13 protein-coding genes and 1 tRNA gene are annotated in these 17,299 nt (G+C 67.5%); 13 read left to right on the top strand and 1 reads right to left on the bottom strand.

Features of this window, described 5'->3' with window-relative positions:
• Positions 1-63: 63 nt before the first annotated feature.
• From tmk to fxsT, 9 genes are all read left to right on the top strand, one after another.
• On the top strand, positions 64-2,151 hold the full coding sequence (gene tmk, locus ABN273_RS05450) for a dTMP kinase (RefSeq protein ID WP_349447516.1): 2,088 nt from the start codon (positions 64-66) through the stop codon (positions 2,149-2,151).
• Positions 2,152-2,276: 125 nt separating this feature from the next.
• Positions 2,277-3,449, top strand: coding sequence for a DNA polymerase III subunit delta' (locus ABN273_RS05445; RefSeq protein WP_349447515.1), 1,173 nt, complete (start codon positions 2,277-2,279; stop codon positions 3,447-3,449).
• A 66-nt stretch (positions 3,450-3,515) separates the two neighbouring features.
• On the top strand, positions 3,516-4,043 hold the full coding sequence (locus ABN273_RS05440) for a SigE family RNA polymerase sigma factor (RefSeq protein WP_349447514.1): 528 nt from the start codon (positions 3,516-3,518) through the stop codon (positions 4,041-4,043).
• Positions 4,040-5,083, top strand: coding sequence for a permease-like cell division protein FtsX (locus tag ABN273_RS05435; RefSeq protein WP_349447513.1), 1,044 nt, complete (start codon positions 4,040-4,042; stop codon positions 5,081-5,083). Before ABN273_RS05440 ends, ABN273_RS05435 begins: the two co-directional genes overlap by 4 nt.
• 106 nt (positions 5,084-5,189) lie before the next feature.
• The gene (locus ABN273_RS05430; RefSeq protein ID WP_502910938.1) at positions 5,190-6,035 is read left to right on the top strand and encodes a PSP1 domain-containing protein; all 846 of its coding nucleotides are present in this window, start codon (positions 5,190-5,192) and stop codon (positions 6,033-6,035) included.
• Between the two features lie 197 nt (positions 6,036-6,232).
• On the top strand, positions 6,233-6,409 hold the full coding sequence (locus ABN273_RS05425) for a hypothetical protein (RefSeq protein WP_349447512.1): 177 nt from the start codon (positions 6,233-6,235) through the stop codon (positions 6,407-6,409).
• Positions 6,410-6,435: 26 nt separating this feature from the next.
• Positions 6,436-8,682 carry an FxsB family cyclophane-forming radical SAM/SPASM peptide maturase gene (locus ABN273_RS05420; protein ID WP_349447511.1) on the top strand — a complete coding sequence of 749 codons (2,247 nt, stop codon included), beginning with the start codon at positions 6,436-6,438 and terminating at the stop codon, positions 8,680-8,682.
• A gap of 248 nt (positions 8,683-8,930) precedes the next feature.
• Positions 8,931-10,166 (top strand): TIR-like protein FxsC, encoded by a 1,236-nt coding sequence (locus tag ABN273_RS05415; RefSeq protein ID WP_349447510.1) that lies wholly within the window; start codon positions 8,931-8,933, stop codon positions 10,164-10,166.
• Entirely contained in the window at positions 10,147-14,043 is a 3,897-nt protein-coding gene (gene fxsT / locus ABN273_RS05410) for an FxSxx-COOH system tetratricopeptide repeat protein (protein ID WP_349447509.1), read from the top strand. The genes ABN273_RS05415 and fxsT overlap by 20 nt, the downstream gene beginning before the upstream one ends.
• A 3-nt stretch (positions 14,044-14,046) precedes the next feature.
• Here the strand turns inward: fxsT and ABN273_RS05405 are convergent, their stop codons facing one another.
• Positions 14,047-14,931, bottom strand: coding sequence for an alpha/beta fold hydrolase (locus ABN273_RS05405; RefSeq protein WP_349447508.1), 885 nt, complete (start codon positions 14,929-14,931; stop codon positions 14,047-14,049).
• Positions 14,932-15,162: 231 nt separating this feature from the next.
• Here ABN273_RS05405 and ABN273_RS05400 point away from each other — a divergent pair.
• The 4 genes from ABN273_RS05400 to ABN273_RS05385 all read left to right on the top strand — a co-directional run bounded on the left by ABN273_RS05400 (position 15,163) and on the right by ABN273_RS05385 (position 17,235).
• Positions 15,163-15,239, top strand: a tRNA-Thr gene (locus ABN273_RS05400).
• Positions 15,240-15,337: 98 nt separating this feature from the next.
• Positions 15,338-15,964 (top strand): class I SAM-dependent methyltransferase, encoded by a 627-nt coding sequence (locus ABN273_RS05395; RefSeq protein ID WP_349447507.1) that lies wholly within the window; start codon positions 15,338-15,340, stop codon positions 15,962-15,964.
• 486 nt (positions 15,965-16,450) lie between these two features.
• The gene (locus ABN273_RS05390; RefSeq protein ID WP_349447506.1) at positions 16,451-16,909 is read left to right on the top strand and encodes a hypothetical protein; all 459 of its coding nucleotides are present in this window, start codon (positions 16,451-16,453) and stop codon (positions 16,907-16,909) included.
• An 8-nt stretch (positions 16,910-16,917) separates the two neighbouring features.
• Complete coding sequence (locus ABN273_RS05385) at positions 16,918-17,235, top strand: bacteriocin immunity protein (protein ID WP_349447505.1); 318 nt, start codon at positions 16,918-16,920, stop codon at positions 17,233-17,235.
• Positions 17,236-17,299 lie beyond the last annotated feature (64 nt).

The following is a 17,299-nucleotide window of genomic DNA, read 5'->3' as shown; positions in this document are numbered from 1 at the left end:
TACCCTCGGCCCGGAATATCCGGCTCGTCTGTTGTCCGCTCTCTCCCTGGATACGCTGAACTCATGACTGCCCTTGGCCGACGCCGCCCGACCCATGTGCTGGCCAATGCGCCGTTTCGACGGCTGTGGATGGCCATGTCGGTGTGCAGTCTGGGCGACTGGCTCAACCTCCTGGCCCTGACCGCCCTGGCCGCCAACATCACGCAGGGCGACTACCGGGTGCAGTCGCTCGCCGTCGGCGGCGTGTTCATCGCCAAGATGCTGCCGGCCGTGCTGCTCGGGCCGCTCGCGGGCGTGTTCGCCGACCGGTTCGACCGGCGGCTGACGATGTTCGTGGCCGATCTGGCCAGGTTCGCCGTGGTGCTGTCGATCCCGTTGATCTACAGCTTCGAGTGGGTGATCGGCTACCAATGGGTGATCATCGCGACCATCCTGGTCGAGTGCGTCAACCTGTTCTGGGTCCCGGCCAAGGAAGCCACCGTTCCCAACCTGGTGCCCAAGGATCAGCTCGAGTCCGCCAACCGGCTCAACCTGCTGGTCACGTACGGCACCGCGCCGGTCGCGGCCATGCTGTTCGCCGCGCTGTCCGTGCTGGGCGACACGTTCGGGAGCCTGATGCCCTTCGCGTCCGGCACGGACGCCACGGGGCTGGCTCTGATCGTCAACGCCTGCGCCTACCTCGTCTCGGCCTTCCTGATCTTCACGCTGCGTGACATCCCCAAGCGCGACGGCGCGATCTCCGCGCCTTCCGTGCTCAAGCAGATCGTCGAGGGCTGGCGGTACGTCGGCGGCAACCGGCTGGTGCGCGGGCTGATCATCGGCATGCTGGGGGCGTTCGCGGCGGGCGGTGCCGTGGTCGGGGTCGCGAAGATCTACGTGGGCGCGCTCGGCGGCGGCGACGCGGCCTACGGCGTGGTGTTCGGCGCGGTGTTCTCCGGCATGGCGCTGGGCATGTTCTTCGGGCTCAGGCTGCTCCGCGAGCTGTCGAGGAGGCGGCTGTTCGGCCTGGCCATCACGGTCGCCGGCCTGGTGCTCGTGGCCACCGCGCTGGTGCACAACCTGGTGATCGTGGTCATGCTGACCGTGCTGCTGGGGGCGTGCGCGGGCATCGCCTGGATCATCGGCTACACGTTGATCGGGCTCGAGGTCGAAGACGGGCTGCGCGGCCGTACGTTCTCGTTCCTGCAGTCCACGGCGCGGGTGACGTTGCTGCTGGTGGTCGCCGTGGCCAACCCGCTGGCGGCGATCTTCGGCGTGCACGTGCTGCGGGTGGGCGAGGTCGCCTACCGGTTCGACGGCTCCAACCTGGTGCTGGTGATCGGCGGGGCGCTCGCGATGGTCGTGGGCATCCTGGCGCTGCGGCACATGGACGACAGGAAGGGCGTTCCCCTGTCGGCCGACCTGATCGCGACGGTGCGGGGCGAACGGTTCCCGGCGGAGGCGGCCGAGCACGTGCCCGGGCTGTTCGTGGCGTTCGAGGGCGGCGAGGGGTCGGGCAAGACGACCCAGTCGCGGCTGATCGCCATCTGGCTGCGCGACCAGGGTTACGACGTGGTGCAGACGCGCGAGCCGGGCTCGACCAAGGTCGGCATGCGACTGCGGGCGATCCTGCTCGACGCGGCCGAGCGCGGGCTGTCGGCGCGGTCCGAGGCGCTGCTCTACGCCGCCGACCGGGCCGAGCACGTGGAGAAGGTGATCCGGCCCGCCCTGTACCGGGGCGCGCTGGTGATCACCGACCGCTACGTCGACTCTTCGCTGGCCTACCAGGGGGCGGGGCGGGCGCTCGACCCCAAGGACGTGTCCAAGATCAACGCTTGGGCCACGGGCGGGCTGGTGCCGCATCTGACCGTGCTCATCGACACGCCTCCCCAGGTGGGGCTGACCCGGCTGGGCGGGGCCGCCGACCGGATCGAGGCGGAGCCGCTGGATTTCCACGAGCGGGTGCGCAAGGAGTTCCGCGCGCTGGCCGCGGCGGCGCCCGAGCGTTACCTCGTGGTGGACGGCACGCTGGCAGCCGAGCTGATCACCCGCCAGATCCAGGACCGGATCCGCGAGATCCTGCCGGACCCGGTGCCGCAGGAGTCGGAGGACGCCACGGGCACGATGCCCGCCATCACCGACACCATGTTCTCCACACGCCGCCGCGACTGACCTGCCCCCGGCCGCGCTTCGGCGAAGGGCCTTGGGGAGGAGGGGTGCGGGGCGCCACTCGCGGCCGGCGGGGCGTTGTCGGCGGTCGGTACGGGCGTAAGGCGATGTGCAGCTAGCCTTACGTCGTGGCAGTTTTCGATGACCTCATCGGGCAGGACCAGGCGGTGGCCGTGCTGTCGCGGGCCGCGGCGGCGGCCGGAGAGGTCGTCGAGGGCGGGCGCGGCGCGGGCATGACCCACGCGTGGCTGTTCACCGGGCCGCCGGGCTCGGGCAGGGAGCACGCCGCCCGCGCCTTCGCCGCGGCGCTGTTGTGCCCCGATGGGGGCTGCGGCCACTGCGACCAGTGCCACCAGGTGTTCATCGGCTCGCATCCCGACCTGGAGTCCGTACGCCCCGAGGGGCTGTCCTACAGCGTCAAGCAGACCCGCGAGCTCATCCTGCGGGCGGCCGGGGCGCCGACGCAGGGGCGGTGGCGGGTCATCCTGTTCGAGGACGCCGACCGGGCCACGGAGTCCGCCGCGAACGCCCTGCTCAAGGCCATCGAGGAGCCGCCGCCCCGTACGGTGTGGCTGCTGTGCGCGCCGGCGCCGGACGACTTGATGATCACTATCAGATCGCGCTGCCGGGTGGTCAACCTGACCACCCCAGCCGCGGAGGCCGTCGCCCACGTGCTGGCCACGCGCGACAGCGTGCCGCCGGAGGTGGCCAGGTTCGCCGCCAGGGCCGCCCAGGGGCACGTCAGCAGGGCGCGGGCGCTGGCGCTCGACGAGGGCGTCAGGCGGCGTCGTGAGGCGGTGCTGAGCATTCCACGCTCGCTGACCGGCGTGGGGGAGTGCGTTTCGGCGGCCGAGCGGCTGGTGAAGACGGCGGAGGAGGAGGCCGCCGCGGCCACGGCCATGCTCAACGAGAGCGAGACCGCCGAGCTGCGCAAGCTCTACGGTGAGGGGTCCACAGGGAAGGGGCTCAACCGGGGGCTGGTACGCGGCGGGGCGGGGGCCTTGAAGGAGCTGGAGGACCGGCAGAAGTCGCGGGCCACCCGGATCAAGCGCGATTCGCTGGACTCGGCGCTGCTGGAGCTGGTGTCGTTCTATCGGGACGTGCTGGCCATGCAGTTCGGGGCCGGCGTCGAGCTGGCCAATGACGACCTCCGCTTCGATCTCGACCAGCTGGCCAAGGCATCCACGCCGGAGGAGACCTTGCGGCGGATCGACGCGATCATGCAGTGCCGTGAACGGCTGGCGGCGAACGTCAATCCGCAGATGGCCGTCGAGGCGATGATGCTGGCGCTGCGTTCCTGATCCACGCTCCTCCGAAACGGACCCGTGACGCGAGCAGCAGATGAGGCTGTGAGGCGTCTCTGATACGTGGAAGTCGAACTACTCACCCAACAAGAGGTCCTGGCGCGGCAGCGGGTCGACGTGGCGTCGATCTTCGCCGAGCACCACGTGGGCCTCGTCCGGCTGGCTCTGATCATGGTCGGCGATCAGGCGAGCGCGGAGGACGTCGTGCAGGAGGCGTTCGCGCGCACTCACGCGGGCCGCGGCCGGTTACGCGATGCCGACAAGGCGCTGGCCTACGTGCGTTCCGCGGTGCTCAACGGGTGCCGGTCCGTGCTGCGCAGGCGGGCTACGGTGTTCCGGCGCGCGGTGCCGTACGAGCCGCCCGTCTGGTCGGCGGAGAGCGCCGCGCTCATGGGCGAGGAGCACCGCGAGGTGCTGCTGGCCCTGCGTGAACTGCCGCGCAGGCAGCGCGAGGCGCTGACGCTGCGCTACTACTTCGACCTGTCCGACCAGGAGATCGCCGACACCATGGGGATCGGCGCCAGCACGGTCAGGTCCACGGTCGCACGAGGGCTGGCGGCCCTCGCCCGGGTGCTTGGGGAGGATTCATGACCAGCCGTGTGGAAGACAGACTGCGCGAGGCTCTCGTGGAGGCAGGGGCGACGGTCGACGCCAGCGCGCTCAGGCCGTTGCGGGAGCCGCAGCGGACGCGGTTCCGGGTGGACTTCCGGCTCGTGACGGTGGCGGCGGCGGTCGTGGTGCTCGCGGGGGCGGCGACCGCCGTGTGGCTGAGCGGCCCGGGTGACGAGGATCGTGCGGTGGCGGCCGACCCCGGGTCCGCCGAGAGCACGGAGGTAGCCGTCTTCCTGTGTACGAAGTCGGCGCCGAAGAAGACGTCGTGCCAGGGGCGCGACGCCAGCCGTGCGGAGAGGGCGGCGATCGAGCGGGCGCTGAAGGAGTTGCCGCAGCTCAAAGAGGTGCTCTACACAGACCAGACCACCGCCTACACGAATTTCCGAGCCACTTTCGCGCACAACAAGACGGTGCTGGACGAAGTCAAGCTCACCGACCTGCCGGCGTCGTTCAGGTTGAGGTTCAAGAAGGGGGCCGACCCGAAGGAGGTGGAGAAGGCGCTTCGGGGAATGTCCGGCGTGCGGAGCGTCATGCCGCAGGCTCTTCCCTCGGCCGAGCAACTGAAGCCGGTGATCAGCGTGTTCCTCTGCAGTAAGGGATCCGCCGTGCCAGCGTGTGGTGCCGAGCTTGAGTCCCGGGGGAAGAACGACTTCAAGGTCACCAAGGAAGGAAAGGCAGCGACGGCCGCCCAGATACGGGCCATAGAGAAGGCGATCAAGGCCATGCCTGGAGTACAGGAGGTCGTCTTCGAGGACCAGGCGGCGGCGTACGAGAACTTGAGGCGCACGTATCGGGACAACAAGAGGCTGGTCGAAGCCGTCAAGGTGACGGACATGCCGGAATCGTTCAAAGTGATGATGATGCCCGAGGCGGAGTGGGCCCCGGTGGTCCGCAAAATGAGGCGGCAGCCGGGGGTGAGTCAGGTCACCTACGCCCCGTGTTACGTCGATAAAGCCGTGTTGGACACCGCCTTTGGGCTGCTCCTGCCGGACGACAAGGTGTGCCCGGTAGGCATGTGATCCGGCTCCGCCCGCACTCTCCGCCCGCGGCGCACGTAATGTGGCAGGGAAGGCCGTACAACCCCCTAGGCCGTCAGGAGGCGAGCTCGAGCCCATGGGAATGATCATGGCTGTGAGCTTCACCCGCTACGGGAGGCTCTACTACCTCGACCCCGGCGAGCACAGCCCGAAGGTGGGGGACAAGGTGCTCGTCCCGACCGACTCGGGTCCCGAGGTGGCGGAGTGCGTGTGGGCGCCGCAGTACTCGAGCGAGGACATCGACGGGCTACCGGTGTGCGCGGGCCTCGCGGGCGAGGAGCATCTCGCCCGCGACGAGGCCAACAAGCGGCGCAGGGCCGAGGCGCGCAGCGTGTCCAAGCGGCTGATCAAACGGCACACGCTGCCGATGAAGGTCGTCGGGATCGACTACCTCGACGAGGACAACGTCTACACGGTCTACTTCTCGGCCCCGCACCGGGTCGACTTCCGTGCCCTGGTACGCGATCTCGCCCGCAACCTCCGGGCCAGGGTCGAGCTGCGGCAGATCGGGCCGAGGGACGAGGCGCGGCTGCAGGGCGGCATCGGCCCCTGCGGCCGCGACCTGTGCTGCGCCACGTTCCTGAAGGACTTCGAGCCGGTTTCGGTGCGGATGGCCAAGGACCAGGACCTTCCCGTCAATCCGCTGCGGATCGCGGGGGCGTGCGGGCGGCTCATGTGCTGCCTCAAGTACGAGCACCCGTTGTACGTCGAGACGCGATACCGGATGCCCCGCAACGGAAGCCGCGTGAGCACGCCGCAGGGCGACGGGACCGTGGTCGGGCACAACGTGCCCTCCGACACGGTGACGGTGCGCCTGGACGACGGCGGAAGGCGCTGCGCGTGCCCCTCGGCGTCGGTGTGCTCGCCTCGTATCCAGCACGAGACGATGTACGGCAAAGGGCAGGAATCGGCCGATCAGCCCCCTTCCGCATAGCGAACAAATCAGGATTTAGCAGCACGACCAGGTATAAGTCAGGAAGATTCCTTCGGCCTGTTGCGGGAGCTAGATGACAGCGTGGCCAAAAAGTTTTCGCGGTCCAGATCCCGTACGTCGTGTCGTGTGGGAGTATCTTCGAGCGGGCATGACACTTATCCCGTCGGCACCCGAAGCGCGTACAGGATCGGATGAAAATGATCACGGTTGAGGACGGGGAGCTGGTCTCCGAGGTCAAGGATCTGCGCGATGTTCCCTTCGGCGATATCGGGGCCCCGGGGGAGCGGATGCTCGAAAGCAATCTGCGCCGCGTGCTGCCAGACCGTTCCGCAACGCCTCCGGTGCCGGTCGCGGCCTTCTCGAACTTCGTCTAGCTTCTAGACAGGGATGGCTGAGTGGAGTGGTTACTCCTTTCCGGCAATTCGTACTGAAAGTACACAGTAGATGCGATCTTGCCTGTAACCACTGTTACGTATATGAGCATGCCGATCAGAGCTGGCGTAGCCGTCCCAAAGTCATATCCGCACACACCGTTGGCCGCGTCGCCGCGCGGATAGCCGAGCATGTGCGGCGGCACGATGTAGACAAGATCGATGTCGTGCTGCACGGCGGCGAGCCGTTGCTCGCCGGACACGAGCGCCTGGACGAGATCGCTCGGGAGCTGCGTGGTGCGCTCGACGGAGCCTGTCAGGTCGACCTCCACATCCAGACCAACGGGATCCTGCTCGATGAGCGCCACTGCGATCTGTTCGCCGAGCACGGCATCCAGGTCGGTGTCTCGCTGGATGGCGACAAGGCCGCCAATGACCGCCATCGCCTGTACGCGTCGGGCAGGAGCAGTTATGACCAGGTCCTCCGGGCCGTGGAGCTGCTCAGGAAGCGGCCTGAGGTCTATGCGGGCCTCCTGTGCACGATCGACGTGGCCAACGAGCCGATCACGGTGTACGAGGCGCTGCGGGAGCTCCAGCCGCCCAAAATCGACTTCCTACTGCCCTACGCCACCTGGGACAACCTCCCTGAGCGGCCGTCCCCGACCGCGTACGCCGACTGGCTGATCGCCGTCTTCGAGCGCTGGAACGCGGACGGCCGGCCGATGTCCGTGCGCCTGTTCGAGTCGATCATCCGGACGACCAGAGGCGAGGCGAGTCTGTCCGAGGCGGTCGGGCTCGAGCCGAGCACGATGATCGTCATCGACACCGACGGCTCGTACGAACTCGTCGACTCGCTGAAGGTCGCATATGACGGCGCCCCGGCGACCGGCCACGACGTCTTCCAGCACGCGCTGGACGAGGTCGCCACGCATCCCGGCGTCCTCGCCAGGCAGGGCGGGCTGGAGAAGCTGTCGGCCACCTGCCGGGAATGCCCCATCGTCACGAGTTGCGGGGGCGGGCTCTACACGCACAGGTTCCGCGCGGGGTCGTTCGACAATCCCAGCGTCTACTGCGCGGACCTCGTCAAGCTGATCTCTCACATCCGGGACGAGACCGAGATGCCCGCACACAAGATCCCCTACGCCGGCCTGGACTCGCTCGCGACCGGCTTCGGCAGCGCGGCCGACATAGAGCGGTTGGCGGACGCGCAGCTCAGCCTGCGCCGAGCGCTGATCGCCGCGCTGCGCCCGCGTGCCGCCGATGAGGTGTGGGATCTGTTCAGCAGGCTCGACCGGCACCACCGCGAAGCGCTGGAAGCGGTGCTGGCGCATCCGTATGTCCGGGTGTGGGCGGTCGAGTGCCTGCAGGGTGCGGGCGAGGCCACGTACCTGGCGAACATCGCGGCGGCGGCGATGATCCGTGCGGGCCAGGATGTGACACTGCGGGTGGCCGCCGTCCACGGCGCCGTCCACCTGCCGACCGTGGGCACGCTGCACGGCGTCGGCGGGGACACGGTGACGCTCGTCGCGCAGGCCGGCGAAATCGGGATCGCCGGAACCCCGAGGCACGGGGCCGGCCCGGAGTGGCGTCCGATTCGTACGGTGAGCTGTGGCGACTTCTCGCTCGTGCTGGAGGACGCCGATCCCCATCGTGACTGCCACCAGTGGCCGGCCGCCGACCGGCTGGACGCGAGCGCCTTGAGCGCCTGGCGGCACTCGTTCGAGGCGGCGTGGTTCCTCATCGAGAAGGAATACCCGCAGTACGCCCAGGGGCTGCGAGGCGGGCTCACCACGCTGACGCCGCTGGCCCCCGCGCCCACCGGGCGCGACGTGAGCTCCACCGCCCGCCACGCCTTCGGCGCCGTCGCGGCGGCGCTGCCCGCCGATCCCGCGACGCTCGCCCTGCTGCTCATTCACGAGTTCCAGCACGTCAAGCTGGGCGCCGTGCTCGACCTGTTCGACCTGTTCGACAAGAGCGACACCCGGCTCTACCACGCACCCTGGCGGGAGGATCCGAGGCCGCTGGAGGGGTTGTTGCAGGGGACGTACGCACACATCGGGGTGACCGATTTCTGGCGGACGCGGCGAACCGTCGTACGAGGTGCGGCGCAGGTCAAGGCGGAGGAAGAGTTCGCCCGCTGGTGTGGGCACACCCTCGCGGCCGCCGGCACGCTGGCCGGCAGCCAGGCGCTGACTCCGCTGGGTGAGAGGTTCGTCGCCCGGATGCGAGAGACGGTGGCGGCATGGCAGGCGGGCGAGGAAACCCCGTGGTCGTAACCGGCTAAAGGCTCCCGGTCTATTCTCCACACGGTGATATGTGCCGTGACTGCGAACGATTTTGAAAAGCCCGAATGTGTGACAGGTGGGCGTGCCTGGTAAGGGCACGTGCTTGATGTCCCATTCGGTAGACAGCCCGGATTACGTCCCCCACGCGGGGTAGGCCAGTCAGATGAATCGCGCGAGATAGGAGCTTTCTCCGAAGCTGCCCGAGTGTATAGTGAATCGTTCCGCAGTGAGGGAGGTTGATGTCAAGAATGTCGCCTTCCGGGGGGATCGGGCAAGTACCATATTTTTTCCTTAGTTATGCGCATGCGCCCGACGACGGCAACATGGGTGGCGGTGACCCGGACAGATGGGTGCACCGGCTGTTTCTCGAGTTATGCACTGACCTTCTCCAGATCACCGGGTTGGAGAAGGCCGCGCACGCGGGCTTCATGGACCGCAGGCTGCGCCTGGGCGAGCAGTGGTCCCCCGAGGTCTCCCGGGCCCTGGCCACGTGCCGGGTGTTCGTTCCCCTGTACTCGCCTCGCTACTTCTCCAGCGAGCACTGCGGCAAGGAATGGGCGGCCATCCAGATGCGAATGGCCGCCCACACAGCCGAACCCCCACCGGTGATCATCCCCATCGTGTGGACGGCCATCGAATCGTCGAGCATGCCCGAGTGCGCGACTAAGATCCAATTTCACGAAAACGGCATGCGCTCGCACGATCTCCAAGGCGGCCTGTACGGCATCATCAAGGTGTCATCGAGGCGCGCGGCACGCGAGCGGGTCATACTCCAGCTCGCCAGGCGCATCAAAGAAGTCGCCGAGTCGTCCCCGTTGCTGGAGGCGAGGGACGTTCCCGACTACACGGCACTTCCCAATGCCTTCGTCGGCTACAAGCTTCCGCGCACCATCAAGGTGACGGTGGTGGCGCCCGATATAGATCACCTCCCCGAGGGCCGTACCCCGTACTACTACGGTCAAATGCCGCACGAATGGAGCCCGTACCGTCACGAGGGCAACCACCGGCCGCTCGTATCCGAGCTGGCCGATTTCGCGCGAATGCGCGGGAGCGACACCGAGGTGGCCCCGCTCGACATGTCCGACGGCGAGCAACAGGAGCCTGACGCTCCTGGAATGGTGCTGGTGGATCCGTGGGCCACGCAGGTCCCTGACATGCGGGACACGCTCAGCAAGTTCGGCAGCTCGGGCAGGCGCTGGTACCCCGTCATGGTGCCGTGGAACGACGCGGACGTGCAGACCAGCAGGGCCGAGCCCCAGCTGCGCCGTTCGCTGGGCATGGTCATCCCGGGCGACTGCGGCGGGCCCGCCGCCCACGATGTGCAGTCCCTCGACGACCTGCGGCAGAAGATGCCCAAGATGCTGGCGCGCGCGTCCGAGCGCTTCCTGCAGACGGCCCAGGTGAACTCGCCGCCTTCGGGCAAGAGACCGAGACTGATAGAGCCAGGAGATGGCGATGCCCAAGGACGAAAGTGAAGGCCGGATCGTCACGTTCTACTCCTACAAGGGCGGGACCGGGCGGACGATGGCGGTGGCCAACGTCGCCTGGCTGCTGGCCAGCAACGGCCTGCGCGTGCTGGCCATGGACTGGGATCTGGAGTCGCCCGGGCTGCATCGCTTCTTCCGTCCGTTCCTCGACGACAGCGTGATGAGCGCGACCACCGGCGTGATCGACATCGTCAACGAATACCGGTGGGAGGCCGCGAGCTCGCGCGAGCACGACGCCGACTGGCATCTCGAGTACGCCAAGGTGGTGCCGCACGCGGTGTCGCTGGAGTGGCGGTTCCCGCAGCAGGGCACCCTGGACTTCCTCTCCGCCGGACAGCAGAACCGCGACTACTCCTCGCTGGTGTCCGCCTTCGACTGGGACACCTTCTACGAGAGGCTGGCCGGCGGCAGCTTCCTGGAGGCCCTGCGAGCCGACATCAAGCGCAACTACGACTACTGCCTGATCGACAGCAGAACGGGCCTGAGCGACATCGCTGACATCTGCACGATCGACATGCCGGACATCGTCGTCGACTGCTTCACCATGAGCGATCAGGGCATCGACGGGGCGGCAAGGGTCGCGGGGGCCATCAGCGGGCGTCATGACCGTCACCGCAGGATCCTGCCTGTTCCGATGCGGGTGGACGACGGCGAGAAGAAGAAGGCGGATGCCGGCCGGGCGTACGCGCGTTCCCGGTTCGAAAGCTTCCTCACGGACATGTCCGCCGAGGACCGAGAGCGCTACTGGGGCGCGGTGGAGGTGCCGTACAAGCGCTTCTACGCCTTCGAGGAGACCCTGGCCGTCTTCGGCGACGCCCCGCAGTCACCCGGATCGCTGCTCGCGTCCTTCGAGCGGCTGACGGAGATGATCACGCGAGGCCAGGTCACCGGGCTCGTGCCGATGGAGGAGCCGGTACGGCTGCGCTGGCTGGAGTCGTTCACGCGAAGAGAGCCCGCTCTGCACGAGGAGATCCTGCTCAGCTACGCGCCGGAAGACCGCATGTGGGCCGACTGGATCGCGATCGTGCTCCGCCAGGCCAACTTCCGGGTCATCCCGCAGGCGTTGTCGGCGGTCGGGGACGGCAACGGCGCCACGTCCGCGGACGGCGTCGTGGCCGTGGTGTCCGCGGCCTACCTGCAGGATTTCCAGGCCGCGGCCTGGGCGACGGCCACCGAGGACGGGCTGAACCTGGCGCCCCGGCTGACGATGCTGCGGGTCTCGGGTGACCTGCGGCTCGACCCGCCCTTCTCGGAGCAGCCGACCGTCGATCTCTTCAGGCTCTCCTCCTCGCAGGCCGCCGAGGCGATCCTGCGCGCGGTCGGCAAGCCCACCGCCGTCGTCAACGACCCGGCCGTGCTGAGCGCCCGTTTCCCCGGCACGGTGCCGGCCATCTGGAACGTCCCACCGCGGAACGCCGCCTTCACGGGGCGGGACAAGGCGCTGGAAACCCTGCGCGACCAACTCGTCGGCGGCAACCAGGCGGTGGTGCTCCCGCAGGCGCTGTACGGGCTCGGCGGCGTCGGCAAGACACAGGTGGCGCTGGAGTACGCCTACCGCTTCCAGGCCGACTACGACGTGGTGTGGTGGATCGCGGCGGAACAACCGGATCTGATCAATCCTGCCCTGGCCGAACTCGCCCGGCGGCTCCACCTGCCCGTCAGCGACAGCATCGTGGAGGCGGCCGAAGCGGTTCGCGAGACGCTGCGCCGAGGTGAGCCCTACAAGCGCTGGCTGCTGATCTTCGACAATGCCGGTGAGCCGGAGGACCTGCGGAGGTACATGCCCGGGGGCTCCGGGCACATCATCGTCACCTCACGCAATCCGACCTGGGTCAGCATCGCCAAGCCGCTCGAAGTCGACGTGTTCAGCCGGGAGGAGGGCCTGGAGCACCTGATGCGGACGGTGCCCGGCCTCAACCCCGAAGACGCCCTGCGGGTGGCGGAGGCGCTGGGCTACCTGCCGCTCGCCATCGCGCAGGCCGCGGCGTGGCTGAGAGAGACCGGCCAGCCGGCCTCCGACTACGTCGAGCTGCTGCAGAGCCAGGCGGCCGTCGTGCTGTCGGCGAACCAGGCCGCCGACTACCCCAGCCCGGTGGCGGCCACGTGGAACGTCTCGTTGAGCCAGCTCAAGGAGCGTTCACCCGCCGCCGAGCGGCTGCTGCAGCTGTGCGCCTTCTTCTCGCCCGACCCCATCTCGCTGTCGCTGCTCTACAGCAAAGAGACGATGAAAGTGCTCGTGCCGTTCGACAAGTCGCTCCAGGGGGAGAAGCTTGTGCTCGGCCGGGTCATCAGGGAGATCAGCAGGTTCGCCCTGGCCAAAACCGATCAGGGCAGCAACACGCTGCAGGTCCACCGTCTCGTCCAGGCCGTGATCCGCGACCAGATGACGCAGGAGGAGAGAGACAAGGTCTCCCACGTGGTGCACCGCATCCTGGTGGAAGCCCGGCCCCGCCAGGGAGAGGTGGACGACCCGGAGAACTGGGAGAAGTACGACCTCATCTGGCCACACCTGCTCCCGTCCAACGCGGAGACGTGTGTGGAAGAGGAAACCAAGCAGCTCCTGACCGAGCGCGTGCGGTACTGGTGGAAGCGTGGCGACTACGACAACGCCCTGCAACTCGGCGAGCGCCTGTCCGGCTACTGGGAGCAGAAGTTCGGCCAGCTGGAACAGCAACGGCTGCACCTGCTGACCAACATCGCCAACGTGCAACGCTCGCTTGGCATGTTGCAGGAGGCGTACGAGCTGGAGCAGTGGGTCTGGGGCCACCAGCGCGAGCTGTTCGGCGAGGACCACCCGCACACGCTGCTGACCGCCAGCGGGATCGCCGCGGACCTGCGGGCGCTCGGGCAGTTCCGCGAGGCGCTGGCACAGGACAGGGACGTCTATGAACGTTGGAAGGAGGTGTACGGCGAGGACCACCCGAGGGCGTTGCGGTCGGCGAACAACCTGGCCGTCTCCTACCGTCTCGTCGGCGACTGGCGCAACGCTAAGGAACTCGACGGCGACATCTACCAGCGCATGCTCCAGGCACTGGGGCCGATGAACCCCAACACGCTCAACTCGGCCCAGAACTTCGCCAGGGACATGCGGGAGGCGGGAGATTTCGAGGCCTCGATCGCTCTGCTGCGGCAGACGCTGCAGCATTACGCGGACCTGAATTTCGACGACTACCCCATCGCGCTGCGAGCCACGAAGAGCCTCGCCGTGTCGCTGCGCAGGGCCGGGCAGCGCAAGGAGGCGGCGGAGCACGCCCGGGACGTTTACAGCCGTTACATCCGGCTCTATCCGTCCGATCCCGAGGCCAAGGCCGCCGCGCTGGAGCTCGCCTGCTGCATGTCCTCCGCGGGAGACAAGGCGGGGGCCAGGGACATGGCGCGCAACGTGATGAAGGACTACAGCGAGCTGCTCGGTCCTGAGCACCCGTTCACGTCCGCCGCGGCCAACAACCTCTGCTCGTACCTGCGCGGACTCGGAGCCCTCGACGAGGCCCGTGGCATGGGGGAGCGCAGTCTCGCCGCGCTGCGCCGCCACCTCGGTGACACGCACCCGTTCACGCTGACGTGCTCGATCAACGTGGCGAACTGCGCCGCGGACCAGGCAGAGCTGGAGACGGCCGAGCGCATGGAGCAGCGCACGCTGGTCGGTCTCATCGCCACGCTGGGCAATGATCATCCCGATGTGCTGGCCTGCCAGGCCAACCTGTCGATCACCCTGCGTTCGCTCGGCAGGGACAAGGAGGCGGACGAACTACGCAGAAGGACCCTCACCGCGGTGACCGTCAAGCTGGGCGAAACGCATCCGTGCACCGAGGCCCTGCAGAAATGGCGGCGCGTCAACAGGGACCTCGAACCGCAGCCGACCTGACGCTCAGCCTGCCGGTTCGACGAGTTCGCGGGTGAGCCAGGGCAGCACCCTGGGCAGGACGCTCAGGGCGTCGAGATGCGCCAGCCCGCGCTGGATGCAGACCGTCGCGTTCGGGATGCGCCGCCCCAGCCAGCGGGCGTGCCCCACCGGGGCGAACACGTCGTTCTCGCCGTGCCACACCAGGGTGGGCACCCGGATGACGGCCGGATCGAACCCCCAATCCGAGCTGAACGCCAGCACGTCGTCCACCCACCCGTCCGCCGAGTGGCGCAGGGCCTCGGTGAAGTTGCGGACCATCATCCGGCGCAGGCCGTGGTCGGAGACGATCCGGCGGTCGGCGCGACCGCCCTCCTGGCCGATGGACAGCACCTTGCTCTCGGGATCCGCCCGGATCTGGTTCGCGAGCGAGGTCAGGCGGGTGGCCGCGAGATGCGGACCCGTCCGTGCGACCAGGTATTCGAGCACGTTCGACTCCGCCATGCCCGCGAACCAGTCGAGCCCCTCGGCGCTGTGCGGGGCGAGGCTGACCAGCGCGGCCGCTCGCCTCGTGCGCTCGGGAAGCAGCGCGGCGCAGGCGAGCGCGTGCGGCGCGCCGCCCGAACGCCCCACGACGGCGAACCTGTCGATCTCGAGCGCGTCCGCGATCGCCGCCACATCCGCGGCGATGCTGGCCACCGTCCTGCTCGGCATCCTGTCCGACAGCCCGTATCCCGGCCGGTCAAAGGTGATCAGCCGGACACCCAGCCGGTAGAGCACCTGCGCGCGGGGAGACGGGCCGAGCCTGCTGCCGGGAGTGCCGTGCAGGAGGAAGATCGGGGTGCCGCCGGGCTTTCCCCGCTCCTCGACCGCCAGCCTTCTGCCGTCCGGAGCGACCACGATACGGGGCAAGACATCCTCCGTCTGATCTTGGGAGAAACCCGTCACAGAGTCTTTCGGCGATCTGTCTTCTCTTGGAGAAACCCCGAGCAACCGGACGTACGCGTGCCCGGACAGTACGGTCACGGTACTACGGCGCAGCGGACCGGTGAATACCCGTACGAGACCGCCGCCCGGGGACGGTAGATCGATGGGAGCGAGAACCCCTTGGGCTCCTGTAGACTCTTCGAAGCTGCAGAGCCCGCCGCCTTAGCTCAGTCGGCCAGAGCACTTCACTCGTAATGAAGGGGTCTCGGGTTCGAATCCCGAAGGCGGCTCCAGTTCAGAAGCCCCCTGAGATCACTCAGGGGGCTTCTGTGTGACTGTCGCTCCCGTATCGACCTGTTGCGGGAGATCTTTCGTGGTCCATCATGGCGCGATGAATGTTCGCTACAACGACGTGCTCGGCTCGCTGCGAGCGGCCTACGACGGCAGTGCTGAGCGGCGTGATGGGAGCGGCAAGACGGCGTGGAAGCTGGCAGAGCGGGAAGGATTCCTGAGCCGTCTACAGCGCCATGAGTACAAGCGCCTGCTGGAGATCGGTGCCGGCACCGGCCAGGACAGCGCGTACTTCCAGGAGAACGGCATGGAAGTGGTGGCCGTCGACCTGTCTCCCGCCATGGTCGCACTGTGCCGGGAGAAGGGCCTTGACGCCCGTGTCATGGACTTCCTGAGTCTTGACTTCGCGCCCGCCTCGTTTGACGCGGTCTATGCCCTCAACTGCCTCCTGCACGTGCCCAACAGTGATCTCCCTGCGGTGCTAGCTGAGATCCACCGGCTGTTGCGCCCCGGCGGCCTGTTCTTCCTCGGCGTGTATGGCGGCGGCAACCTGACTGGTGAAGGCCTGTTCGAGGGAGACGACCACCAGCCTCCCCGGTTCTTCTCCTTCCGGAGCGATGAGGAACTCCAGGAGTACGCACGCAGAAGCTTCCAGATTGTCGACTTCCACGCTGTGGGTTCAGACGAGCTCCGGTTCCAGTCGCTCACCTTGCGCCGCTCCAAATGACTAAGCACTGAAGATCAGAGCCGGCGACAGGTGCGCAGGCAGCTGAGAAAGGTCGGTCTTTCGCCCCGCGGCCCCTGGAAGGTCCTCCGCGACAGGATCCTGGACGCAACCAGGAAGCAATGGAACGGATCTACCAAGCAGGCGGGCCTCAACATCGTGAAGCGTCTGAACCGGCCATGTTCCTGATCGGACCGATCACCACCTGACAGTCCTGGTCACGAGCAGACGTGACCAGGACTTTCTGTTTCGAGGGGGATGAGCCGTGTGTCGGCCGGGTCAGGACGGATGATCGCGGTGGGCGGCGAACCCGCCGCCGAGGAGGACGGGACCGGCTGGATCTGGATGTGATCGAGCTAGCTTGATCTTTGAGTGCACCACGAGCGTGGATGTCGGGTGGTTTGCTCGCCTCCTCGGTAATGATCTACTTGGCCTATGGGGTTACGTCGTTCGTTTCGGCCATCTGGGACGCTGTGCAAGGTGAGCGCCTTGGCAGTGTTGGCTTGCAGTCTGATCGGCTGCACACCTGGCTACGAGGGCATGTACGGGGGCGGCCAGATATGCCTGGACCGGGCGAAACGGGAGAACGACCTGTATTTGAAAGCGGTCAGCGCTGTTTTGCCATCTGACAAGCGTGCGAGTGTTGCCGCATGGAACGGATGCGACTCGGCCAACAACGGCGCTTCGCTGGCAGTTCTGGTGAGCCCGGAACTACGACGTGATGAACTGTGGAAAGCGTTCGTCGAGGCAGGATGGTCGCCTGCCGTACAGGCATGTACTCCAGGCTGCACCGAATTCCAGCTTGTCAACCGGGTGAACCAGCGGCTCGTCGGGATCGCGTTCGAAGTGATCGCGGACACATCTTCGGAAAGCCAACGAGGTGGCTTGTGGGTCAACGTGACGGCGGCCGACTCCTGCTGGGATGACCGCGGGTACAGGTGCGGCTAGGCGACATCATGACAAGCCCCGCCCGCTACGAGCCTCGGCATTTCGCCGCGTACTGGGAGTCGGAAGCTCTGGAGGGCATCGCCAGGAACGCTGCCCGCCCAGTCCCGGCGAAGGTCCCGGACACCACCCGGGCAGAACTGGCAGAAATCGTGCGTCGGATCGTGGCGGCCGACCCGGAGAGCGATTATTACTTGGCGCTGCTCGAAGCCAACGTGCCGCACCCGGAGGTCAGCGACCTGATCTTCTGGCCACCGGAAAAGTTGCGAGACGCCACCCCAGAGGAGATCGTCGACACTGCTCTCCGTCACCGCCCTATCCCCTTGTGAAACCGACTCCACTGGCGGCGCCGGCCCGCGATCCTTACCAGGTGAGAGTTCATTGGCTCAGAGA

The sequence above is a fragment of the Nonomuraea sp. B19D2 genome, from assembly GCF_040137845.1.
Lineage (GTDB): Bacteria > Actinomycetota > Actinomycetes > Streptosporangiales > Streptosporangiaceae > Nonomuraea.
This window is presented reverse-complemented; position numbering and strand designations above follow the sequence as displayed.